23 protein-coding genes and 1 pseudogene are annotated in these 22,603 nt (G+C 63.0%); 14 read left to right on the top strand and 10 right to left on the bottom strand.

Annotated elements, in window-relative coordinates; genetic code table 11:
* Positions 1-8 precede the first annotated feature (8 nt).
* Both ABE473_RS01385 and ABE473_RS01390 read right to left on the bottom strand, forming a co-directional pair.
* Positions 9-422, bottom strand: a complete 414-nt coding sequence (locus ABE473_RS01385; protein ID WP_346488202.1) for a host attachment family protein — start codon at positions 420-422, stop codon at positions 9-11.
* Between the two features lie 116 nt (positions 423-538).
* Positions 539-1,651, bottom strand: a complete 1,113-nt coding sequence (locus ABE473_RS01390) for an alpha/beta hydrolase fold domain-containing protein (protein ID WP_346488203.1) — start codon at positions 1,649-1,651, stop codon at positions 539-541.
* A 197-nt stretch (positions 1,652-1,848) separates the two neighbouring features.
* Here ABE473_RS01390 and ABE473_RS01395 point away from each other — a divergent pair, with 197 nt between their 5' ends.
* The 4 genes from ABE473_RS01395 to ABE473_RS01410 are packed head-to-tail and all read left to right on the top strand — an operon-like array spanning position 1,849 to position 6,181.
* Positions 1,849-2,526 (top strand): DUF3348 domain-containing protein, encoded by a 678-nt coding sequence (locus tag ABE473_RS01395; protein ID WP_346488204.1) that lies wholly within the window; start codon positions 1,849-1,851, stop codon positions 2,524-2,526.
* Positions 2,527-2,536: 10 nt separating this feature from the next.
* The gene (locus ABE473_RS01400) at positions 2,537-4,942 is read left to right on the top strand and encodes a DUF802 domain-containing protein (protein ID WP_346488205.1); all 2,406 of its coding nucleotides are present in this window, start codon (positions 2,537-2,539) and stop codon (positions 4,940-4,942) included.
* Complete coding sequence (locus ABE473_RS01405) at positions 4,939-5,586, top strand: OmpA family protein (protein WP_176988844.1); 648 nt, start codon at positions 4,939-4,941, stop codon at positions 5,584-5,586. Before ABE473_RS01400 ends, ABE473_RS01405 begins: the two co-directional genes overlap by 4 nt.
* Positions 5,576-6,181 (top strand): DUF2894 domain-containing protein, encoded by a 606-nt coding sequence (locus ABE473_RS01410; protein WP_346488206.1) that lies wholly within the window; start codon positions 5,576-5,578, stop codon positions 6,179-6,181. Before ABE473_RS01405 ends, ABE473_RS01410 begins: the two co-directional genes overlap by 11 nt.
* 27 nt (positions 6,182-6,208) lie before the next feature.
* Here ABE473_RS01410 and ABE473_RS01415 read toward each other — a convergent pair whose 3' ends face one another.
* Positions 6,209-6,427, bottom strand: coding sequence for a hypothetical protein (locus ABE473_RS01415; RefSeq protein WP_346488207.1), 219 nt, complete (start codon positions 6,425-6,427; stop codon positions 6,209-6,211).
* A 115-nt stretch (positions 6,428-6,542) separates the two neighbouring features.
* Here ABE473_RS01415 and ABE473_RS01420 point away from each other — a divergent pair.
* Positions 6,543-6,863, top strand: a pseudogene (locus ABE473_RS01420) (FCD domain-containing protein); the annotation flags it as partial.
* On the opposite strand, the gene ABE473_RS01425 reads toward ABE473_RS01420, so the two are convergent.
* Together ABE473_RS01425 and ABE473_RS01430 are read right to left on the bottom strand one after the other, a co-directional pair.
* On the bottom strand, positions 6,864-7,928 hold the full coding sequence (locus tag ABE473_RS01425; protein ID WP_346488287.1) for a thioredoxin family protein: 1,065 nt from the start codon (positions 7,926-7,928) through the stop codon (positions 6,864-6,866).
* A 113-nt stretch (positions 7,929-8,041) separates the two neighbouring features.
* Positions 8,042-8,287 carry a hypothetical protein gene (locus tag ABE473_RS01430; RefSeq protein ID WP_176988839.1) on the bottom strand — a complete coding sequence of 82 codons (246 nt, stop codon included), beginning with the start codon at positions 8,285-8,287 and terminating at the stop codon, positions 8,042-8,044.
* Positions 8,288-8,567: 280 nt separating this feature from the next.
* On the opposite strand from ABE473_RS01430, the gene ABE473_RS01435 reads away from it, so the two are divergent.
* On the top strand, positions 8,568-10,964 hold the full coding sequence (locus ABE473_RS01435; RefSeq protein WP_346488208.1) for an ATP-binding protein: 2,397 nt from the start codon (positions 8,568-8,570) through the stop codon (positions 10,962-10,964).
* 108 nt (positions 10,965-11,072) lie between these two features.
* Positions 11,073-11,648, top strand: coding sequence for a metal-dependent hydrolase (locus ABE473_RS01440; protein WP_346488209.1), 576 nt, complete (start codon positions 11,073-11,075; stop codon positions 11,646-11,648).
* Between the two features lie 57 nt (positions 11,649-11,705).
* Here ABE473_RS01440 and ABE473_RS01445 read toward each other — a convergent pair whose 3' ends face one another.
* Together ABE473_RS01445 and ABE473_RS01450 are read right to left on the bottom strand one after the other, a co-directional pair.
* The gene (locus ABE473_RS01445; RefSeq protein ID WP_346488210.1) at positions 11,706-12,299 is read right to left on the bottom strand and encodes a suppressor of fused domain protein; all 594 of its coding nucleotides are present in this window, start codon (positions 12,297-12,299) and stop codon (positions 11,706-11,708) included.
* A gap of 170 nt (positions 12,300-12,469) precedes the next feature.
* Positions 12,470-12,919, bottom strand: a complete 450-nt coding sequence (locus ABE473_RS01450; protein ID WP_346488211.1) for a hypothetical protein — start codon at positions 12,917-12,919, stop codon at positions 12,470-12,472.
* Between the two features lie 436 nt (positions 12,920-13,355).
* Here ABE473_RS01450 and ABE473_RS01455 point away from each other — a divergent pair, with 436 nt between their 5' ends.
* The 3 genes from ABE473_RS01455 (at position 13,356) to ABE473_RS01465 (ending at position 16,322) form a co-directional block, all read left to right on the top strand.
* Complete coding sequence (locus ABE473_RS01455) at positions 13,356-14,699, top strand: hypothetical protein (protein WP_346488212.1); 1,344 nt, start codon at positions 13,356-13,358, stop codon at positions 14,697-14,699.
* Entirely contained in the window at positions 14,699-15,412 is a 714-nt protein-coding gene (locus ABE473_RS01460) for a hypothetical protein (RefSeq protein WP_346488213.1), read from the top strand. The genes ABE473_RS01455 and ABE473_RS01460 overlap by 1 nt, the downstream gene beginning before the upstream one ends.
* A 172-nt stretch (positions 15,413-15,584) precedes the next feature.
* Positions 15,585-16,322 (top strand): hypothetical protein, encoded by a 738-nt coding sequence (locus ABE473_RS01465; RefSeq protein ID WP_346488214.1) that lies wholly within the window; start codon positions 15,585-15,587, stop codon positions 16,320-16,322.
* A 421-nt stretch (positions 16,323-16,743) separates the two neighbouring features.
* Here the strand turns inward: ABE473_RS01465 and ABE473_RS01470 are convergent, their stop codons facing one another.
* Entirely contained in the window at positions 16,744-16,941 is a 198-nt protein-coding gene (locus ABE473_RS01470) for a hypothetical protein (protein WP_346488215.1), read from the bottom strand.
* A gap of 1,365 nt (positions 16,942-18,306) precedes the next feature.
* On the opposite strand from ABE473_RS01470, the gene ABE473_RS01475 reads away from it, so the two are divergent.
* Entirely contained in the window at positions 18,307-18,759 is a 453-nt protein-coding gene (locus ABE473_RS01475) for a hypothetical protein (protein ID WP_346488216.1), read from the top strand.
* The gene (locus ABE473_RS01480) at positions 18,756-19,103 is read left to right on the top strand and encodes a hypothetical protein (protein WP_346488217.1); all 348 of its coding nucleotides are present in this window, start codon (positions 18,756-18,758) and stop codon (positions 19,101-19,103) included. Before ABE473_RS01475 ends, ABE473_RS01480 begins: the two co-directional genes overlap by 4 nt.
* 87 nt (positions 19,104-19,190) lie before the next feature.
* Here the strand turns inward: ABE473_RS01480 and ABE473_RS01485 are convergent, their stop codons facing one another.
* Both ABE473_RS01485 and ABE473_RS01490 read right to left on the bottom strand, forming a co-directional pair.
* Positions 19,191-19,535, bottom strand: a complete 345-nt coding sequence (locus ABE473_RS01485; protein ID WP_346488218.1) for a hypothetical protein — start codon at positions 19,533-19,535, stop codon at positions 19,191-19,193.
* 73 nt (positions 19,536-19,608) lie between these two features.
* Entirely contained in the window at positions 19,609-20,082 is a 474-nt protein-coding gene (locus tag ABE473_RS01490) for a hypothetical protein (RefSeq protein WP_346488219.1), read from the bottom strand.
* Between the two features lie 698 nt (positions 20,083-20,780).
* Here ABE473_RS01490 and ABE473_RS01495 point away from each other — a divergent pair.
* A complete protein-coding gene (locus ABE473_RS01495) occupies positions 20,781-21,317 on the top strand; it encodes a hypothetical protein (RefSeq protein ID WP_346488220.1) in 537 nt (178 codons plus the stop codon).
* A 185-nt stretch (positions 21,318-21,502) separates the two neighbouring features.
* Positions 21,503-22,429 carry a hypothetical protein gene (locus ABE473_RS01500; protein ID WP_346488221.1) on the top strand — a complete coding sequence of 309 codons (927 nt, stop codon included), beginning with the start codon at positions 21,503-21,505 and terminating at the stop codon, positions 22,427-22,429.
* Positions 22,430-22,603 lie beyond the last annotated feature (174 nt).

Consider the following 22,603-nt stretch of genomic DNA (forward strand, 5'->3'; position numbering starts at 1 on the left):
CAGTGTTCTCAGGACAGAGCGCGCTGGATGTCCTCCAGCGGCGCGTTGGTGAAGTCCTTGGCCAGATCCTTGATCAGGCGCTCCTGGGTTTCCTTGTGCAGCAGCGGACGGATGCGGCCCAGGGTCTGCGGATCGGCGACCAGGATCAGGTGTGCGTAGCGGTTCTTCAGCGCATCTTCGTTCAACTGGGCGGCCACCTGTTTGGCGAACGTCGCTTCGTTGAGCTGGGAGATGCTCATCTCCTGCGGCACCGAGCCGGACGGCCCCTGCCCGGACGCGCCGGTATCGCTGACGGCCTGCAGCTGCAGTTCCCCCTCCTGCTTGAGTTGCAGCTTGTGCGCGGTGCCGACGTTGGTGAACACGCGGGCCGAGCCGCCATCGGCTACAACGACCAGGGTACCTTCGGGAATCTGCTGACTCATCATCTACTCCTTATGGGGAAAACCGAGCGCGGGTGCACTCGGGTTCCACCGTAGGCAACGGCATGTAAGCACCGTGCATACGGATGTATGCACAGCGTATGCAGGCCCTGTGCGCCTTACTCTCCCGGGGATGCCGGCAGCGGCATCTGCAGGTGCCTGGCGAAGAAGCGCGCCATCACCCGGTAGGCCTGCTGGCTTTCCGGCAAGCGCGCGTCCAGGTGGAAGGCGTGGCCCAGGCCGTCCCAGACATGCAGGTCCGACTCGCGGCCGAGGTCCACCAGCCGGGAATGGGTGTAGGCGACGTTGCTCATTTCGGCCGCGCGGGTGGCCGTGATGAACAGCGTGGGCGGAAACCGGGCCAGTACCGCATCGGAAAACACCGGCGACACCAGTGGATCCCGGAAATCGACCTTGCCGTAGTACAGGTCTTCCATGATCGGCAGCGTGCCATCGGCATGCGGCAGCAGGGCATCGGTCACCGCCGCGGCCACATAGCGCGAGTCGCCGCCGTAACGGGCATCGCCGCCGGCGCAGAACAACCCGGCCGCGGCCGGCATCGGCAGTTTCTCCTTGTCGAACCACGCCAGCGATTCGCCGGTCAGCACACCGCCGGCCGAGCAGCCGAACAGGCCGATCTGCTGCGCGGGCATTTTCTCCAACGCGGCGCGATACACCGCCGCGACATCCTCGCTGGCGGCCGGAAAGTGGTGCTCGGGCCCCTGTCGATATTCCACCGCCACCACCGTGGCACCGGTCATTGCCGCCACCGGGATCGCCTCGAGCAGGCCGAGGCTGTCGGCACGCCCGAACACGAAGGCGCCGCCATGCAGTTCGATCAGCAGGCGGCGCTGCGCCGGGTCGGCGGGTGCACTGCGCGGCTCGACCCGCACCACCGGTACGCCGTTCCAGCGCTCGTGGTGCAGCTCCACCGGATAGCGCTCGCGCAGCGCCTGGATTTCTCCGTAGGCCCACGCGTCCGCGCCCTTGCGGATCGCCGACAATTCCTTGAGCACGGTGGCGTTGTCCATCTTTGCGACGGGATCACCGTTGGCCACCGCGCTGCGCATCGCCGCCTGAGCTTCAGGGCTCAGATAGGGCGAGAGCGGTAAGGCAAACCCGGGGACGTTCCGCACGCCTTCCGTGGCTGAAGGTGCGGGCGTGGCCGCCATGGCGGTCCCGCTGGCGGCCAACCACAGCGCCATCGGCGCGATCTTCCCGGTCCAACCCATCTTCTGCACTCCCCTGTGAGATCGGGTCACAGAATAATCGTTGCCTCACCGCAGACGCTACGCAGCCGGGCCGGGACCTATCGACCGATCCGATGCGCCAGTCGCCCCGGCGACGGGGCCGTCCGGCCCAGGCTGAACCCGGCGCCCGGGCGGTGGGCGGTCATTACGGTGTAAAATTCGTCGTTTTAACCGGAACAATGGCCAAAACCGCGCAACGGACGCCTGTCCCGGGCCCGGCCTTCATCCGGCTGCTGGCCCGGCTCGCCGAAAGCAACCTGTCCTCGGCGGGCCCTGCCCTGTCCGACCGGCTCAGCGAGTGGGTGGACTGGACGCGGGCGGTCACCTTGTCCAAGGCGCTCGATGGCCGGCTCCCGCCTGCGGTGGAGGGTCCGGATTTCGACGCCGGCGAGGACGCCGAGTGCCAGCGCATCCGCGCGGCGTTGGAGGCCAGCATTGTTCAGGAACCTGAGCCTGCGAAACCACCTCGCCCGGTGGCAGGCGCCGGCGGTGCCGAAGCGCCCACCGACTACACCGCGTTCCGTGAGCGCTACATCACCCTGCAGCGCTCGATGCTCGGTGCCACCAGCCGTCTGCGTGGCCGTCTGCGCGACATGCTGACCCGCACCTCGCCCGAGATGGCCAGGCTCGCCGAAGTCGATGCGCTGATGGAGCAGACCCTGAGTGCGCGCGAGCACAGCCTGCTGGCCAAGGTGCCGGTGCTGCTCGGGGTGCATTTCGAACGCCTGCGCGAGGCCGGCAGCGACGATGCCTGGCGCGAAGTGTTCCGTCGCGACATGCAGAGCCTGCTGCTGGCCGAGCTGGATATCCGTTTTCAACCGATCGAAGGCCTGCTTGCAGCGCTTCGCACCCACTAACCGGGACGTCATGTTCAGAACCAGTCTTCACTACGTTGTTTTCCTGCTTGGCCTTGTGGCGGTGTGCTGGATCGGGGCGGGGTATGCCAGCACCAATCCGGTCGGCTTCGCGGTCGCCCTGCTGATCGCCGTCTGCTACCTCGCCGGTGGCCTCGAGCTGTATCGCTACCGGCAGGCGACCGCCTCGCTTGCGTCGGCCAGCGCTAGTGCGGGTACGGCAGGCGCAGGGCTCGCCGCCTGGCTCGGCCAGCTGCATCCCAGCCTGCGCAACGCGGTGCGCCTGCGCGTGGAAGGCGAACGGGTCGCCCTGCCCGGTCCGGTGCTGACGCCGTACCTGGTCGGCCTGCTGGTGCTGCTGGGCATGCTCGGCACCCTGCTCGGCATGATGGCCACCCTGCGTGGCACCGGCCTGGCACTGGAGAGGGCGACCGACCTGCAGGCCATCCGTGGTTCGCTGGGCGCGCCGGTGGAAGGTCTCGCGGTGGCGTTCGGCACCTCGATCGCCGGTGTCGCCACCTCCGCCATGCTCGGCCTGCTCTCGGCCCTGTGCCGGCGTGAGCGCCTGGAGGTGGTGCAGCGGCTGGACGTGGAGATCGCGACCACCCTGCACACCCACTCGCAGTCCTGGCAGCGTAATGAAGCCTTCCGGCTGCTGCAGCAGCAGGCCGAGCTCATGCCCGCGCTGGTGGATCGGCTGCAGGCTATGACGGCCGCGGTCGAGCAGCAGAGCAGCGCCTCGGGCGAGCGGCTGCTGGCCAACCAGCAGAACTTCCATGCCAAGGCCGACGAAGAGTACGCACGCCTGACCGCCGCGATCGAGCAGTCACTCAAGGACAGCGTCGCCGAAAGCGCACGCGCGGTAGGTGCGGCGTTGCAGCCGGTAATGGACACCACCCTGGCCGGCATCGCCCGCGCCAACGCCGCCATGCACGAGACGGTGACCGAGGCTGTACAGCGCCAGCTGGCCGGTCTGACCGAGGGCTTCGACGCCAGCCGCGTCGCGACCGCCGCGTCCTGGCAGGCCGCGCTGGACAGCCAGCAGCAGACCAATACCGCATTGACCGCCGACCTGCGCGCCGCGCTGGACGGATTTGCCGCACAGCACGATCAACGCGCGCTTGGCCTGCTCGACGCGGTCTCCGCGAAGCTGGTCAGCACCGCTGACGGTTGGCAGGCGGCCCAGTCCGCACAGCAGCAGACGAATGAAGCCATGGCGACCGAGCTGCGCAGTGCGCTGGCCAAGTTCGCCGAGCAGCATGGCGAGCGCTCCACCGCCTTGCTTGAGGCGGTCTCGGCCGAGCTCAGCACGACCGCGACGCGCTGGCAGGATGCCCAGGCCGCGCAGCAGCAGACCCATACCGCGCTGACTGCCGACCTGCGCAGCGCGCTGTCCAGCTTCACCGAAACGCATGACGCCCGGGCCACCGGTCTGATCGACTCGGTCGGCAGCCGCATGGACGCCACCACGGCGCAGATCGCCGAGGCATGGCAGCAGGCCCTGGCCCGCCAGGATGCGGCCGCAACGGCACTGAGCGAGCGTCACCAACAGGCGCTGGACGCCGCCGCCGCGACGCTGCAGGCACAGGCGGTGTCACTCGGCGATGCGATGCAGCAGTCCCATGCCCAGCTGCAGGACGCGCTGGAAGCACGCGATCAGCAACGTCTGAGCGCGTGGACCGAGGCCTTCACCGGCATGAGTGCCAGCCTCGGCGAGCGCTGGGAGCAGACCGGCGACAGCGTGGCCCGCCGCCAGCAGGACATCTGCGACACCCTCGCCCGCACCGCCAACGACATCACCCAGCAGGCACAGGCCCACGCCAGCGAGACGATCAGCGAGATCTCGCGCCTGGTCCAGGCGGCTTCGGAAGCGCCCAAGGCCGCGGCCGATGTCGTTGCCGAGCTGCGCAGCAAACTGTCCGACAGCCTGGTCCGCGACACCGCCACGCTGGAAGAACGCAGCCGCCTGCTGGCGACCGTGGAGACTCTGCTGGATGCGGTCAACCACGCCGCCAACGAACAGCGCGTCGCCGTCGATGCACTGGTATCGACCTCGGCCGAGCTGCTGGACCGGGTCGGCACCCGCTTCACCGATCACATCGAAGCCGAGACCGGCAAGCTCGGCAGCGTGGCCGCGCAGGTCACCGGCAGCGCGGTCGAAGTCGCGAGCCTGGCCGATGCGCTGGGCAGCGCCGTGCAGTCCTTCGGGACCGCCAGCGACGGCCTCAACGAGCGGTTGGCCCAGATCGCCGCCTCGCTGGACGGCTCGCTGGCACGCAGTGATGAGCAGCTTGCCTATTACGTGGCCCAGGCGCGCGAGGTCATCGACCTCAGCGTGCTCTCGCAGAAGCAGATCATCGATGAGCTGCAGCAGCTGGCCGGCCGCCGCAGCAGCAAGGCCGGAGCCGCCTCGGCATGAGCGACGAGATCGAAGTCGAGGCCGACGGAGGGGCGCCGATCTGGGCCGCCTTCGGCGACCTGATGTCGGTGCTGCTCGGTGCGTTCGTACTGATCCTGGTCGGCGTCGTCGCGCTGCAGTTGGAGCTGACCAACCGGCTGGATGAGGAGGTCAAGCAGCGCCAGGCCGAAGTGCAGCGTCGCCAGACGCTGGAGCAGGCACTCGCCGGCCCGCTCGCGGCCGGGCGCGTGACGCTGGTGGATGGCCGCATCGGCATCCGCGGCAATGTGCTGTTTGCCTTGAACTCCGACACGCTGCAGCCCGAGGGCGTCGACGTCCTCAAGAGCCTGGCCGGGCCGCTGAAGGGCTACCTGGCCTCGCGCGAGGAAATCCTCATGGTCAGCGGCTTCACCGACGACCAGCAGGTGCGCGATGGCAACTGGCGCTTCGCCGACAACTGGGAACTCTCTGCCGAGCGTGCGTTGACCGTTACCCGCACCCTGATCGCCGAGGGCGTGCCGTCGGATGCGGTGTTTGCCGCGGCGTTTGGCTCCGAGCAGCCGGTGAGTTCCAACGCCGACGAGGATGGCCGCGCCAAGAACCGCCGCGTCGAAATCGCCCCGATCCCGAAACCCAAGGCGAGCAAGGCCGCGGATGCCCCGTAACCCTGTTGCAACCGCTGAGATTCTCGAGAACTGGCGAGCGGACAAGCTCGACGGGCTGGACCGCACGCGCTTTGCGGTGATCGAGGCACTGCATGCCCGCGCACAGATGCATGACGGGGAGGTGCGGGCGCTGTTGCAACGGAAGCTGGACGCGTTGGTCGCGGGTTACGCTGAGCGGGTTGCCGATGCGTCGGCATCGGTAGTGACCGCGCCGGGCCTGTCATCGGGTCGCATCGGCCTGCGGGCGCTGGTCACGGAATTAACCGGGCAGCACAGTGCTGCGTATCCGGAATTGCCGGTGCTGGGCGAGGTCCGGGCGACGTGGGCCAGGCTTCGCAATGCCAGCCAGCTCAAGCAATCGCTGGCCCAGATGCCCACCAATGGTGGGCCGTTGAACTCCGGTGTACTGGTCCATCGCGCGCTGACGCTGATGAAAGAGACCTCGCCCGGCTACCTGACGCATTTCATGGCGTACCTGGATGCGCTGTCGGGCATGGAGCACCTGCATCAGTGGGGCGTGCTGGTGGCGACGCCGAAGGTCGTGCCGCGGGGGGCGAAGCCGCGGCGGCCGCGTGCGGGGAAGGCGGCTAGCTAATCGTCTCCACGCTGGCGCCCGTAGGTCTCATGGATTCAACATCACGCCGCGCTGGCATGCAGCGTCACGCGGCACGTTACTTATGCCTTTTGCGCGCGCGATATCGCCCAGCGCCTTGGCGATGAAAGCCGCATCGCCGTCGCTCTCAATGAGGCAAGCATCGAGATACGCCGCCATTTCGTGGGGTGTACGCAGGTGCTCGGCCACATCGAAGGTCTCCAAGCGCGTTTTCTTGTTCATTGCCATGGCACCTTTACTCCGAACCATTCGGGGCTATTGTCTTTACCACTTCGCCTCCACGTTGCGTGTAATGCACGCGGCACCCAACGCAAACCTCGATCGGAAGCTCCGATATCCCACAGAGTACTACCGTAACAACTACCTGATCCACGAGAGTCTGCAGACACATGCCGGCAACCCGTGGCTGATCCGCGTCACCCATGACCTGCACCGCATCCTTAAGATGCATCGCGGCCGTCAGCTGCTGACCCCGGGCCGCATGGCGCAGTCACTGACCGAGCATCGCGCCCTGATGGAGTGCATCCGCAACCGCGATGCCGAAGCCGCCGAGCAGATGATGAACCGGCATCTGCTCAGCCAGGGCGAAGCCTTGGCCGCCTACGTGGCGGCGGGTGGGCAGTTGAACGTGCCCGCGCCATTGCCGCGGCACGGCGGCATCTGACTACTCAGGCCGTGCTGGACTCAGCGCCTCGCGCATCGTCTCCTGGGTGAGAACCTGCGGCAGCACGTCACCCTCCTGATTCGGTCGATAGAGCACATACAGCGGCACACCGGGGGCGCCCCGCTCCTTCAGCAACGCGCCGACCAGCGGATCGCTGTGGATCCAGTCCGCTTTCATGTACAGCGTTTCCGTGCTCAGCAACAGCGACTGGAAGCGGTCCGTGGCCAGCACCGTCTGCTCGTTGGCGATGCAGGTGATGCACCAGTCGGCGGTCACCGTCAGCAGGACCTGGCGGCCTTCGTTGCGGGCATGGGCGAGGTCACGCGCAGAATAGGCCGTCGCGCCGATCATCCGTCCCAGTATCGGAAAGAACCCGATCAACAGGAAGGGCAATGCCAGGCCAAGGCCCAGCATCACGAAGACGAGCAACGCAGCCACCCATGAGGCGCTGAATGCATACGCCAATGCAGGCCCCATGAAAGGGGCTACGCAAGGGCTCGCCACCACGCAGGCCAGCACACCGGCCCAGAAGTCACCCGCGTAGCCCTGCCTGCCCAGCAGCTTCTGGCCCGTGTTGCCTACCGCGCCGCCCAGCGTGAACATGCCTGCCAGGCTGAGGCCGACCAGCACCATCACCCAGGCCAGCACAGCGACGAACGCGGGCTGCTGCAGCTGGAAGCCCCAGCCCAGCACGCTGCCGGTGGAACGCAGGACCAGAATCAACGCGCCGATGGCGAGGAACGAGAGCAGGACGCCGGCGGTGTACGACAGCGCGTGCCGCCGCAACTGCACCAGGTCCGCGCCCGCGCCCAGCACGGACAGCACCTTCAACGACAAGACCGGAAGAACGCAGGGCATCAGGTTCAGCACGACCCCGCCCAGCAATGCCATGGCCAGCACCCACGCAAGCCCATCGGGCACCATCGGCGTGGCGGCAGCCGCCGAAGCCGCCTGGGCGGAAGCCGTGCAGAGGAGCGCACCCACGCCGATCACGCCACAGGAATAACGCCTTGCCAGATGCATCGCGATGTCCTGCCAGAGAAGGAGCGGCAGGTACGGGATCATCGTGATCACCGCCTGTGCCGACCCTCCGCCCTATGCAGGTCGTCCCGTCAGGGCCATACAACAAGTACGAAAATCACGTGCGGATTCATCAGCAACGATCAACTGCGCGTGCCTTACGCCAACTCGACCGTCAGCCGGGTCAAAGATTGCCCCAGCAGATGCAGCCGGATCTGATCCAGGCTGGTGAAGTAGCACACGGTATCCGTCCCGGCGAGGCGATAGATGCCGCGCTTGCCGCCGAGCAGGACGAACTTTTCCTGGTCGACGAGATACTGGGCGACCGGAGGCACGCCCTGCGCTTTCAGTCCGTCGATATCGATGGGCTCAAGTGCGTCGAGATCATGCAGTGCTGTGGTCATGGGGAGAACAACGTCGCGATGGGAGCTCCAGCTTAGAGTCCCCCCACGCAGCAAGGCGTGCAACCACCGTGACGAACGCGAGAGTACGCCGCGGTCCCGGCCCCACACCGGACGGATCCGCGTCCTGTCAGAGCACGTCGTTTTCTCGCGCTGACCTGGGAACGAAGCTGTCCGGTGCCTCACTTCTCGATCGCCGCCACATATTTCGTACTTGTTGCATACCGCCCTCGCGATGCCGCGTGTATTTCTGTCGTGCAAGCCCGTACCGATCCCCGACCGAATGACCGCCGCCGGCGCCGCCCCAACCCTCATGGATGACCTTGTGACCTCTGCTATCGATGGACGACAGCGTGCGCGACGCATGGCGTGGCTTGCTGCCATGCTCGTCAGCGGCGGCACCCTGCTTTGGCTTGTACTGGCGCCGAGCACGGCGCAGCGCGTGCCGTTCACCCTGGCGATCGGCCCCCAGCTGGCGACCCAGCACGGGCTGTCCGGGGATCCCGCCAAGGGCGGCGCCAGCGCCTATCTGGAGGCGGTGCAAGCCTTGTCAGGGCTGAAGCTGGAGCTGGTGCGCGCCCCCTCGATCGAGCGCGCCGCGCTGCTGCTCAAGAACGAAGAAGTGGATGGCCTTGCCTTCTCCCTGCCCTCCACGGCAGCGATGCTGCCTGCCACGGCAACCCTGTCGCCCTCGTTCTACAGTGGGAGCACCGTGATGGTCACGCGCCGGACGGCGGCACCACGGGCGCTCTCGTCGATGGGCGGCATGCGGGTCGGGGTGATCGGCAATGGCGAGTACCGCGCCTTCCTGGCCCGGAACTTCCCGGACATCGACATCTACCAGATGGCCAATGTGGAAGAGATGCTGGACGCCGTGGACCGGGGCGCGATCGATGCCGCGCTGGGGGTGGACGCCGTGCTGGCCCCCCTGACGCGCAAGCGCTTCGCCGCACAATTGGCCGTGCAGGCCGCGCCCGACGCACCCCCGGTGGAGATGCGCGTCGCGTCATTGCCGCACCGCGCGGCCGACATTGACCTCGCCCACCAGACGTTCCTGTCGCTGCCACTGGATACCCGGCAGGACATTCTCCAACGGTGGTTGAATGCCCTGTACCGCTCTCCCCCGAGCCTGCGTGCGGTGCTGAGCCATTACCGCCTCCACATCACCGTTCTCTGTCTTGCCGTGCTCGGGTTCCTTCTTGCCGTCGCCCGCGCCCAGCGCAGGGCACGGGCACTGGTCTCGCGCCAAGCCAGCGCGGCGCGGATTCTCACCCTGGTCAACCATGAAGTCCGCAATGGCGCGGCGTCGGTCATTTCCGCCATCGACCTGCTCGAGGCCGAAGCGGACGCGGCCGAGCGCGAGCGACTGCTACGCTCGGCGCGCTCCGCTGCCGATGCGCTCAAGCACACGCTCACCAATGCGCTGGAGTTCATGTTCCGCAACGAACCGGACCAGGCCGACGCCGCGTTCCTCAAGAACGCCAGTGAAGTCGTGGAGGAATGCCTGTGCGCCATGCGCCCCTTGGCGCGTTGCAAGGGGTTGCGCCTGCTGTTGCAGATAGAGGGCCCGCGGACCACGCAGGCGTTGTGCGACGCGCGTGCCCTGCATCACATCGCGAGCAATCTGATCTCGAACGCGATCAAGTTCAGCGACCATGGCGATGTGACCATCACCCTGCGCTTCATCACCGGCGTGGGCCAGGCCGGCTCCCTTGTGCTCAGGGTCACCGACGTCGGGCCGGGTATTCCACAGGAGGACCTCCCCCACATCTTCGAACCGTTCAGCGCGACCCGCATCGGCCGTCTCAAGCACGGGGCGGGGATAGGGCTGTCGCTGTGCCGGCGGATCGCCCGTGCCCATGGCGGAGATGTCACGGTCACCAGCATGCCGCGGATGGGCGCCACGTTCGTGGCTGTCCTGCGTGCCGAGCTCGCCGGAGCCGAGACCGTTATCGATGAACAAGCCGAACCGGCCGCCGCTCCATCCGTCGCGCACGCGCTGGTGATCGAGGATCAGCCAACCATCGCGCGGGTCATGGTCCGTCGTCTCTGTGGCCTCGGCCTGGATGCCCTGATCGCCAGCTCGGGCGCTGCAGCCGTGCGGACCATGAACCAGCACGGTCCGTTTGGCATCATCACCGTGGATGGCGACCTCCTGGATGCCGACGGGAGCGACGTCGCACTGGAAATCCGCGCCATTGAGCGCCGTCGGGACTGGCCTCCAGCCCGCATTCTTTCCATATCAGCCTCCCCGGACAGCATCGACCGGAACGCCTATGCGCGCGCCGGTGTGAATATCTACCTGGGGAAGCCAATCGACTGGCCTGCCTTCGACGCGGCGAGTGGGGGGGCCAGGCGCGATGCCCCGCCCCCTACCATGGCGATGGAGGAAGGATTGAGCATGATGGAGACCTATCGCCAGCAGATGCGTCTCGACCAGGCCGGACTGGAGGTGTCACTACGCGTCCAGAACTGGCGGGGCGCCCTGGCGATGGCCCATCGCATGCAGGGGGCGGCCTCCATGGTTGCCGATGCAGAGGCGGTGGGGGTGCTGTGTGAGCTGCAGTTGTGCCTGAAAGCGCATGCCATCAACGGCAATCCCGCCGATGCGGAGATCTGGGCACTGGTGGAAGCGCTGAATCGGGACGGGATCGGCAACGTGAGTGCAGCGGGCGGATGATGGCACTCACGCAGTACCCGGGACGCTTCACCTTCGCGACACAGTCGCACCACATTCGCCCCATGGGCCGGGCCCATGCTCTACGTTCGAAACGCTCTGGGCCATCCAATGTCCTCCATCCTTGCTCACACGGCCGCCGGCATCACCGCCTACCTGTGCAGCAACACATGGGCGGATAGACGGTCCCGCTGGGCACTGATGCCCTTCGTGTTCCTGGCCATCTGCCCGGACCTCGACTACGTGGCCGTCTGGCAGTTCAACTACGTCCCCCATTCGAGATTCACGCATAGCCTGCTTTTCGCCCTGGCTGCCGCCGTGGCAGTGCACGCTGCCACGCGTAGCAGCACGACGGCCAGATTCCCGGCGATCTGGCTCATTGCTGCGGCGGCCTCGCACGGAATACTTGATCTGCTGGTTGGTGCGCACGCCGTGCCGCTGCTATGGCCGCTCCCTGCAGAGACCCAGATGCCGATCGGCGTACTTCCAAGTGCGGGTGCGCTGAAGATCGGCAACTACTATCTGTGGAGGAACCTGGTCATCGAGCTGGGGCTGATGCTTCCCGTGTACACCGCAATCGTGCTGCTGTGCCGAAGCGCTGTACGACGATGGCACCGGGTGATGGCGCTGACCCTCTCGCCTGCCTGGGTCGGGCTGCTTGTCTGGTCTGTCGGTCTTTCGAGGTGATGGGCGGCATCAGGCCGCCCCTTCTCGCCCGGCCGACTCGACCCGGGCGTGAGCGCCTCACTCGAGTACTGTTTGAGGCCTTGCCACGTCCAGTATGTTCACGCCCTGATCGACAAGGCGATCCTCAAAGGCGTCGTTGCCAAAATTCTGGATGAACAAGCGCTCATCCTCGTAGATCGAGATGCATTGCAGCCAATTGACGCGTAGCGGCGGGAGATCCAGCTGCGGGAAATGATCATTGTTCCAGAAGAAGGGAACGCTCAGATAGACGTGAGGCATCCTTGGATTTGGAAGGTAATCACGGAATATGTTTTCCACAACACACCCTGGCAGCACTGCGTTCTGGGCCTTTACGATGTGGAACGCGACTGACGCAACGGCATTCACCCAATAGCTCTCAGAGGCGAGCGCTGCGGCACATAGCTCAACTCTTGTGCAGAGCTCCTCGCCAGATCCAGTGGTCAACGGGACCTCAGACACACCAACTGTTCCGATCGAAATAATATCCCGGTCGATAGGGTCCAGGCATGTCAGGATGTCGATTGACGTAGTTCCCGCCTCATCGAGGTACTCCCGGACCACCGGTTTGCCGCCAAAGATCTCCAGTTCATATTTTGCGATTGATCTGCGGTGCGGACTTGGTGTTGACATTCTTAATTCCGTATTTCAGTCGATTGTAGGTTCCGCATGAACTGGAGCTCGCGTGGTCGAGGTAGCTCTATGGCGCTGGAGCTATTGAAACAGGCGGGGTAGGCATCGAAACCTGCACCAAGACAGCACGATCGGCGCATCGCGCAGGGCTCGTCCAAAAAACTCTCTCTTTACAGGTTGGTCGGGTGCAGACAGTTTTCTGTTGAAATGATGTCCACAGACATCGGCACCTTATCGACGCAAAGGTCTGTGCTGATGAGTATGACGGCCTCTCCCAGCTTCAGAATTCCTCCTTCGCGTCCACATGCCACCAGCTCCGCAGCCAGGTGCATCGCGTTAGAAGTGGAGAAGATTGACGGCTTTGATTCCGGGGAGCTTGCAATATTCACACCCCACGTCAGCTCATCGTTGATCTCCAGCTCCACATCACACTCGTCACCCTCTTCCCGCTCCGAGCCGCACAGAAACGAAATGCCTTTTCCGTACGCGGATGAAAACTCAACCCTAGCTGCATTGGCCGCTCTCTCAAGCACACGAAGAACTATGATTTTATCTGGCCTGCCCCTCGCGTCATGAAAATCCGTGCGGCCGGGCATGGCATGCTGGATGGTATCCCACATCCTCAGGTCGACGTTGCGCCCGCGATGGGCACGCATGAGGCGCGGCAGTCTAGCGACTGCTGATGGCGTGTCAATGCAACGTTGTGCAGTTTGATAGCGGGCCGTGACGCAAACGGCGCCCCGCTTCCATCATTGGCCTATAAGCCCATGCCGCTGGCCTGCGCGGAATGTGACCATCTTTTGAATTCAGTAGTGCGCTCGGCATTGAACTCCAGCGAATAAAGGTGGCAATAGCGTCATGCTTGCGCTGCGATAGCCGAGAGGCGTCCTCGTACGCCGCATCGGCCGTAGCCGCTTTTTCCGATTTGTTGCATAGCCGCCACGGCGTGACTGCTGCAAGCTCCCCGGCTGAGTTCATCCAGGCTGGCCCACCCTGCGCAGCGTCCTCACTGCCGTCGGCACCTTGAACCTCAACAGTCATGACCCCGAGGTCTCAATGATCAGCCTGAACCACTTCCCCATTCTCATTGCAGCGGTACTTTTCCCCGGCGCGATTGCCAGCGCTGCCGAGGAGGATTCTGCGCCGCAGACCAAACAGACGCGATATGAGCAGCTCGCAGTGCATGCAGTACGTCGGCTTCTGTTCGATGATGCCGAGAGCGCACGCGCCCTCGATCGCTACTACGGTCATTCAGAGCGTGAGTCGCGGGCCGAAGCGTCTGCCATGGCGGAAGCGCGCACCGAAGGCCGCGACTGGCGTCGTGGGCTCTACTCGGCCATGGAAACGTCGAAGCAGGAGAGCGTCCGCGCGCGGTACTTCCGCAACATTGATGCCGTCATGGCCAACGGCGAGTGCGAATTGTCAGGTAGTGAACCCCTTCCCGCGCCAGGTACAGGCGTCGCCCGGCGTAAGGTCACCGTAACCTGCAGTTTCGCCGATATCACGATTCCCGAAGAAACCAGACAGACCACGCGCTCCCGGCGCGAGCGCCTCGACCTGATGGCCGACGCTGCGGCGCGCGCTGTCACATCAGAGCCAACTCGCCGCTTCGAGCATTCGATTGAACTCTATCGACCCAGAGTGCCTGAGACAGCCAAGTGGAAGGTTGACAGCGGCTCGCTTGTGCGCTTCGCGGACGTGATGCACGAGGAAGCGTTTGAGCAGATCGAGAAGGCCGCGTTCTACCGGACCCGCGACAGCGTGCACCCAGAGGACATGGGTGGCATGTCGGTGCAGGCCGTGGGCCAGTTGATTCTGGACAGCTCCGTTCAGAACGACCGGAAAAGCTACCGCGCCCTGACCAGATACCAAGTGAGTGTGAGCGACGAACCGTTCGATTCAGCGTTTGACCACCTCGTCCAAAGTGGACAACGGGCGCTCAACCAACTGTCCGAAGGCCTGTCCCAAATCGGCTATGGTCCCTTGCCCGTACTGGCCACCCTGCCGGGGCGGGTGCGCGAATCCCGCTGCACTGTGACGGACGAGGAACCCGCGGCGTTCGTGGTACCTACGCGGTCAGGAGTCAGGGTCGCTGCGTCGTGTCTGGTGCCGCTCCCCCCTCAGCTCACCGCACAGGACACGGCCAGGCTTCGGGACATGGACCCGGAGGCGCGCATGGCCGCTTTCACTGCACGGTACACACACCCCACGAAGTCCACTGAATCGCGCACCGTCACCGCATCCATTGCACTGATAGCGGGCAACGATCGCTGGGAACGGCATGAGAGCATCAACGCGCCAGCCATCGAGCTGATGGAGGCGGTGGCCAAGCACGTCAGGTCCGAGGTCACCAGTCTATTTGACGACTATGACGCGTGCTGCCAAGGGATGGGTCACTGATGATGAACGACACTAGCATGCGCAGGTGTTCGTGGCTGGCCGCTGCAGTGCTCGCGATGTTCTCTACCCATTCCAATGCCAGCACAGCCAGCCCCGAGGAGCTGGCCACACTGGCAATGCACCTGATCCTCCAGCAAGACGACGAATCGATTGTTCGATTCCACTCACTGATGACAGGCAGCACCGAAGAAGAGGTGCGCAACGAGTATCTCGGCGAGTATCGCGATGGACTGGACGGCGTCATGGCTGCGGCGGTCGAAGACGCTCAGGGCGGACGGGTGCTCTATAAGGTAATGACCGAAGCACAGCACCGCGTCCAATGCACTCCCGTGCTGCCAAGCCCGCCGGTGGAACTTGACGCGGATGGGACCGAGCTGGCCGTCGTGCGTATGCGATGCATGATTCCCGAGATTCGGCACATCGAGGCGGGTGAGCCGGCCGATGCAAGTCAGGGTGACTTGATTCCGGAGACCAACCGGAGCTGGAAAAGCTACCTACCCATCCACTTCACATGGACCCTGCAACGCGATCCCGGCAGCGACATTCCAGGCTGGACGCCCTCCCCCTACGTCTTCGAAGCCAACATGATGATGGCTGCCTTGGCCCTATCGCCCCAGTCGCTGCCTGGCGGAACGGCCAACCACATCAATTCCATGGCGGACGCTGCTGCGGAGGAAGACGACGTCGAGCCGCAGGATGCGGAGGACGAGTGATGATCGCGGCAGCTGGACATCAACCTGGACCGCGAACTTACACGCCTCAACCCTGACGACGCGTCAGATCTTGAAGGCGACCTGAGAAGATTGCACTTCATCCCCGCCTGAAGCGTGGTCGGCATCGGCCCAGCATCCTGGGACCCCGTTGCGCCCCAAAGGAAAACTGATGATGAATTACATGCGAACGCGTTCGCGCTCGTGGCTGGCAATTGCCGTCCTGGCCGCCCTGCCCACTCTCGGCACCGCCAGCGAGGTCAGTCCTGAGGAGCTCGCGACACTGGGAATGCGTCTGATCCTGCAGCAGGACGACGAATCGTTTGTTCGATTCCACACACTGGTGACAGGCAGTACCGAAGAAGAAGTGCGCGACGAATACCTCAGCAAGTATCGCGAAAAGCTGGACGACATCATGGCCGCTGCCGTCGAAGAGGCCAAGGGCGGACGGGCCATCTATAAGGTCATTACCGAAGCGCAGCGCCGGATCACCTGCACGCCCGTGCTGCCTGGAAGGCCCGTGAAACGCAACGCGGATGGCACCGAGCACGTCGTGGTACGCATACGCTGCATGGTCCCCGAGATCCGTCATATCGCGGAGAGTGCGCGCCCCGATCCATGCGAGGGTGAACTGGTGCAGGACACCAACCGGAGCTGGAGGAGCTACCTGGAAGACCTGCAGCGGCCAGCCATCGTGCCGATCCACTTTACCTGGACCCTGCTACGCGATCCACGTGCGAAAGCGTCCGGATGGAAGCCCTACGACTACGTTTTCGAGAACAACATGATGACTGCTGGGTGGGCACTATCGCCCCAGTCACGGCCTGAAGGAACGGCCAACTACATCAACGCAATAGCGGATGCCGCGGCGGTGGATGACGAGGTGGACCCGTGGGATGCGGAGGACGAGTGATGACCGCTGCAGCGACTGTAAGGAGCGCATCACGTGCATCGGCGTGCTGACGCTGCCACGGCGCCCGCGGGCTGCGCTCAGCAGACGTACTTCGTCCGTATCACACTGAATAACCACTGCAATCATTCCGTGCGTGCGACGACGACGTATGCATCCTGCCAAGGTCATCACATCTCATCATGCGTGACTTGAAGTATCTTTCTGGAGTCCTTAGCCACGCCCGGCTCATGTCTGTGGGCAGGCAAGGAGATCAGCCACCACCTTAAACGGTAAAGGGAGCGAGCCCTCCCGGTGAGCACCTATCACACACCTGACTTGGTAGCGCCGCGCCGATGCCCGATCAATGCTAATTCCCATCCTGGCGCCTCCGTTGCTTCACGGAATGACCAAAGGCGCGAGACCGACGCAGCTACCGATGAACTCAAAAACCAGCGGCAGGGAATGGAGCGACGAAAGGCTGGCGTTCGCCATCTCTTGCTTGTTCCATGACGCAATCGACCGAACAGAGTTTCGGGAATGGTGTATTACTCAGATTGGACGAGGAGACGTTCCAAGCTACGTATATGATCTGATGGACTTTGATGAGGCGCTCTTCAAAATCCATCGGCCGATTGGTCATGTCCCTCATTGGCAACACACGAGGAGTGACGAAGCTGCGCTGTACGGAATAGCCATCACGCGAGGGGTCACGCCTTTCGATATGCCCATTACGCCGAGTGCCGCCCTGGTCGCACTGGGCAGGGCCCCAGAGATTTCGAGCCGTTTCACGAGGGAGTTCTTCTTCATAGTCCTTCCGCCTGCGCCCGGTGCTGAGCCTGCATAGGCGACATTAGGGAATGGCCTGCTCGAGAGATTCCGCCCCGCACAATGCATCATCGAACTCTACAAAACCTGGAGGAACAGCGCACGATGTTACTTAGAAATGCCGTTCTCTTGGCGGCAGTAGGTGTCAGTTCCTCCTGCACCCAGCGGACTGAAAGGCTGACCTCCGTATACCTCTTCAACTCCTGCGCATCTCCAATCGCCATCACCACCAAGAACGCATCCAACTATCCGTCTGACGTTCTTGAAGGAAGCGCCCCTCCCGACAGCTCTGCACTGATCGCAATCTACGGATCAGCCGATACGGATCCAGATGTTCTCATCGAGGACAGCTACGTACTCTCCGTCACCGGCGCCGGATCCGGCACTGCCACCATCACTGGGCCAGAGCTGCGCAGGAGAATACGGGACAACGGAGATCGAGATTGGTGGCCGCTATTTCAGGACCCTACGATTACCATTTCGAGTGCAGACCTATGCCAGTAAGGACGTGCCTGCGATCAGATCGAATCACTCTGCGCGCCGCGCTAGCAAGCGAAGGCGAGGCCATCGATATTCATTCAGCAAATGAGTGTTGCTGACTCGGAGAGACGACTTGGGAATATCCATCTACTATGCCGCACGCCGAAGAGTCCCGCTCTGTTCCAGCGAGATCGCCGGCATCGAAGCGATCGTCAGGCTTCACAGCGTAGACGATCTAGCGCAACGATTCCTGTCACAAGGGACCGGCCTGAACTGGGAGTCATTCGATTACGCAACAAGCCTTGAGGCCAGTCGATTCCTAAAGCGGGGCCTCGTGTTCTCTGGCTCCACCAAGCTTCCCGATAACCGTGAGGATGCGACATGGATTGGCCTACAACACTGGTGCACGTGCCCGTCCGCGATTCGCAGAGCGCTGCCTGGTGCAGACTGGTCTGTTTCGGTCGACGACCACAAAATCGTGTGGGACGCCGCACTCGGATCATACGACCCCGCCCTTTAGGCAGGCTGGGTTGTACGCCGGCCCACGTGGCAACTTTGCTCTCGGTCGCGGGATCAAACCACAGCGCGCACGCATGGCGGCCTCCCTTGCGTGTCCAAAGCGACCAATGCTCACCCTAGTCATGCCGCCGACCACAAGACCCGCCGAGCTCGGCGAGATGCAACTGGATACCCGCCTGACATGAAGCTCTCACCACGTACCACATCGCTTTGGATCGCCGCCGCAGTCTGGATCGCTCTCACCGCCTTCTACATCGCGATGGGCTTCGTGGAGGACTCGTGGCTCCGCTACCAAGGCATTTCCGCGGAGTATCAGTCCTATCCCGGCAATCTCGTAATACTCTTCTCATCGATGTCAGCTGCCGAGATAGCCGTGCTTCTTCTGCTGGCACGCCCTTGGACCTTTCGTGGTCTCTGGTGGCGCCTGCTGGTGACCTTGCTTCTGTTCTCACTCTGGACCACGATCTGGGTCTTTGGCCTGCTACATCAGCCGCCGGTCGAGGGTGCCCACCTTGTCTGGCTACTTGCACTGGTTCCGATCTTGCTGGTAGCAACTATCGAGGTTTCGGTCGCTAGATTGGTTCGCGATCGACGCTTCCAAGCAGGGGCCGGCAATGTAGGCAAAGGCAGATGAAGTCCCCGTCAGCCACGGACGTCAAACTGCTTCTCACCGCGATGGCCATGAGCGCGGTCATCACCAGTCGCACCTCGAACCTGGCGACCAACGCATGGATGCTGCTCACCGATCGAAGCAACTTCATCCCGGCCGAGTCATCGATATTCCTCTTCGATCCTTACATCATCGATTCCGGCTCCGGCGGGCACTGGATCTACGGCGAAGACCGTAAGCACTACTACCATTTCACCTACGAGCCCGCAGCCCCGTATCTGTACATCCCCATCGACAACAAGTGCCCCCACTTCAATCGGGAGAACTTCCGGACATGGTGCAATCCGCAAAAGGGGAAGCCGCGCTGAGCCGAAACCACCGGCCCGGCATGTCACTGCACGCTTGACCCCGGATCGCTCTTGCTGAACACCACGCCGAGCAGGCCAGAGAATTTTTCATTTGCTCGAACTTGAGTCCAGCCTCAATTTCGATCCGTCTCGCAAATAAACATCCTCACCTCCGTCATAACCCCATAAATCCTGAGTTGCGAGTTCGGCGCCATTACGACCATCGTATCTCACCCACCCCTCAATCCACAGGCTGCCGGCTTCAGAACGAACTTCAACATAATACGTAGGCGGCTTTTTCTTCGTTATCTCAAAAAAGATACCGCCATCCTGCGCACCACCCCAGATGGCATTCGGATGATCTTTCAAAACCGGTACCTCCCCGGCCGATTGATCAAGCACTGAACAAGCGGGGACCGTGCAAATAAGCAATGCAGCCAGAATGAACGTCACCGACATCCGCCTCGGACCCTCTCCAGCACTGCTGTATACGAGACGAGCTTTCACGATGTGCCCAGGCAGACCATCATGGCGTTGGTGGAAGTTCGACGGCGCGGGACTGCGGCACCACGTCCATTGGCTCACCAGCTGCGTCGTAGCACTTACCCCCGTCCCCTTGCACCTGCGCGCCCAGCGACATGGCGATCAGGTGCATCTTCTTCAAAGTCTCGACATCCGGCCCCCTCACCGTAATCTCCCCACGGGCATGATGAAACCACACAGGCTTCCCTGAATCCGGATGAGCTGTCCACTCGACGAGAGGCCCTGCAGCCTGGATGCCGACTCTGTCGCCTGCCGGGCTCACCGCTTCGACGCGGCCACCCTCTTCCCGTTCCATCCGCATGTCAGGATCGGTGTGCAGATACTTCAGCCATCTATCGCGGGTAATCTCCGACGCATCCGCCCTGGAGCAATCTGCGCCGGCGACGATATGGACGTCATAGCTCATCTTCAGCCCCTCGTCGAAATCGGAGTGGGAGTAGAACACCTTGTCCTTCACCAAGCTAGCGCCGGAAGCGACACCAACCCCAGCGCGGCAGAGCTGCGGACCCCCATCTATCGACCCGGGTCCGAGCTCGCATTAGCGGCTGTGCGTATAGACATCCCGCCCTGGCAGTTCCTGCCGAAGAGGACGGATGCTGCCCCGCCACGCATGGAACCTGCGCCGGAATCCAACGTGACTCGTTATACCTGTCGGCTTTCCGATTTGTTGTATGGAGCCGAAGGCACTTTCACCGCACCATCCATGCGTACGGTCGGCGCCTGCCACACAGACAGATCAAGCTGGCACACAAAGGCAGATGTGAACCGCCGGGATGGACGCCATCCAAGTTGTCTCGGGCACGACGGCGTCCGACCCTCACTGCCATCAGCACCAGCATTCCCAGCTGCTCAATCAGCACTTTCCACACGAGATCATGAAACCCACATCGCGACCTACTCTCCCGGCCAAGAACAGGCGCCCCTACCTTGATCGGGAGAACTTCCGGACATGGTGCAATGCCCAGAAGGGAAACGCACGTTGAAATCGCTCAATCCTCTGGACATGCTGCTACGTCTGTGCGCACGATCCACGGCAACCGAGACGACGGGCCATTCGCTCGCGGGCATTCGCCGCGAACCCTCGACAGCACTGCTGGATGCGCAGTTTTCGAAGCGCGCGGTACCCGGGCAAGAGGGTCTCCAAGGCTGAATGCAATGAGTCTCAGCCATAGGGCCTTCACCTTCGAACATCACCTGTTCCAGCGGGAACTGCGTCCCATGCTGGAAGCTGCGCTAGCGTCTGGCGCTCTTGCGCCTCTCCGGCAGTTCATAGAGGAAAACCTGCCATACCTCAAGGACCCCAATGATGGGGCGCCGCTGGAAGAGGACTGGGAACAACACCTTGAGGCTCACGATGTCGATCAGTACGGCGATGTCGCGCTTACCAAGTATTACTCTCCAGATCTCGACGGCGGCATCGGATCAGCCTGGATGGATCTGGACGCGCGCCTCGCCACGATGAGCCTCGCATCCTCCACCCTCGGTGCCACGATCGGCAGCGGACAGTGCCGATTCGATCCGGGAAAGATCGGAAGCTACTTCCAGTCCCCCAATGAGGTGCATCGCAACCTGAAGGCTTTGTGCGAGGCTTCCTCCGGCATGCCGGCCGAGCTGCTGCCATCCCTCAGCAGCTTCATCGCCCTGTTGCACAACGCGACGGAGAAGCGTCTGGGGCTGTATGTGACCTTCTGACTTCGTCGGCTGCAACACTTCGTCGTCTGACTGGCTGAAGCAGCCGACGTAGCACTCTCGATGCACGCATTTTGCTTGAGGTAAGAGCACCTCAGCGCCGACGAACGGAATTGCCTTCAACCATCTCTTCAACCCGAAGCCGCCCAGGCAGCGACTGTGCCCACGACAGAACCACCGAGATCGACATGAAAACCTCACCACGCACAGCGACGTTTGGCATTGCCACGGCAGCCTGGATCGCCCTTACCGCTTACTACATCGCAAGCGGCTTTGAACCGGATTTCTGGCTCGGCAACATCGACTATGAGAACGATGGGTACTATCCCTACGCGCTAGTTAGAGAGTTCTCAGCGATATCGGCAGGAGAGATGGCCGCCCTGCTTCTGCTCGCGCGCCCCTGGAATCCTCATGATCTCCGCTGGCGCCTTCTGGTCACCTCCATCCTATTCACACTCTGGACCATGGTTTGGGTTGCCGCGATGATGCATCAGCCGCCGGTCCAGGGGGCCCACCTCCTCTGGCTTATTGCTCTGGTTCCGATCCTGCTGATGGCATTCATTGGCGTTTCGGCTATCACGTGGGTTCGCGATCGGCGCACCCGATTGCCGGGTCAAAGCACCACCGACAATGCGCCTGTTGCCGCAGCGATGCGCACCAACCAGCCTCAGAACGCCTGCGCGTCGTCGGTTGACTACTACGTGGAAGCTGACATCGATGAGGAGGTCCTGCTTGAGTGCCTGAGCGAGCACCTTGCAACGGGGGTTGCGTCTGCGGAGTACCCCAGCCCTTCGGCCAAGTACTACCTGATGCATCTCACTCATTGCGAAGGTTTCAGGTGCCATGCATGCCTATGCTGGCGAAAGGATGAGACCACTTTGGACGAGCCAGCGGTCGCCCTCCACCTCGCGGTATCACTTCGTACGCGTGTGATGTTCGAGTTGCCCTGTAAAGCACTCCCTGACAGCCATAGATGGTTGCTCGTTGACCAACAGGGCACGAAGTTCTCCACGGAGATCGAAGAAGGCGAAGATGGCATCTGGCCTGCTGCGGGAACAACCATTCCCCTGCCATCCCAGCTCCAGCCGCCAACGTCCTTCCCGAAGCACCTCTGACGATCAATCTTGCGTACTACTTCATAAAATGAGATCACAACGGACAATTGCGGCTGCACTTATGACATTGGCGTTTCTTCCAATTGGAGTGTGGCTATGGGTGAAGATCGATATCAGCCGATCAGCAATGCCTCACACCGTCACTCACAGCGACACGCGGGACTGCGCCATCAA

Origin of the sequence: Stenotrophomonas sp. TWI700, assembly GCF_039673645.1 — a bacterium.
GTDB classification, from domain to species: Bacteria; Pseudomonadota; Gammaproteobacteria; order Xanthomonadales; family Xanthomonadaceae; genus Stenotrophomonas; species Stenotrophomonas maltophilia_AA.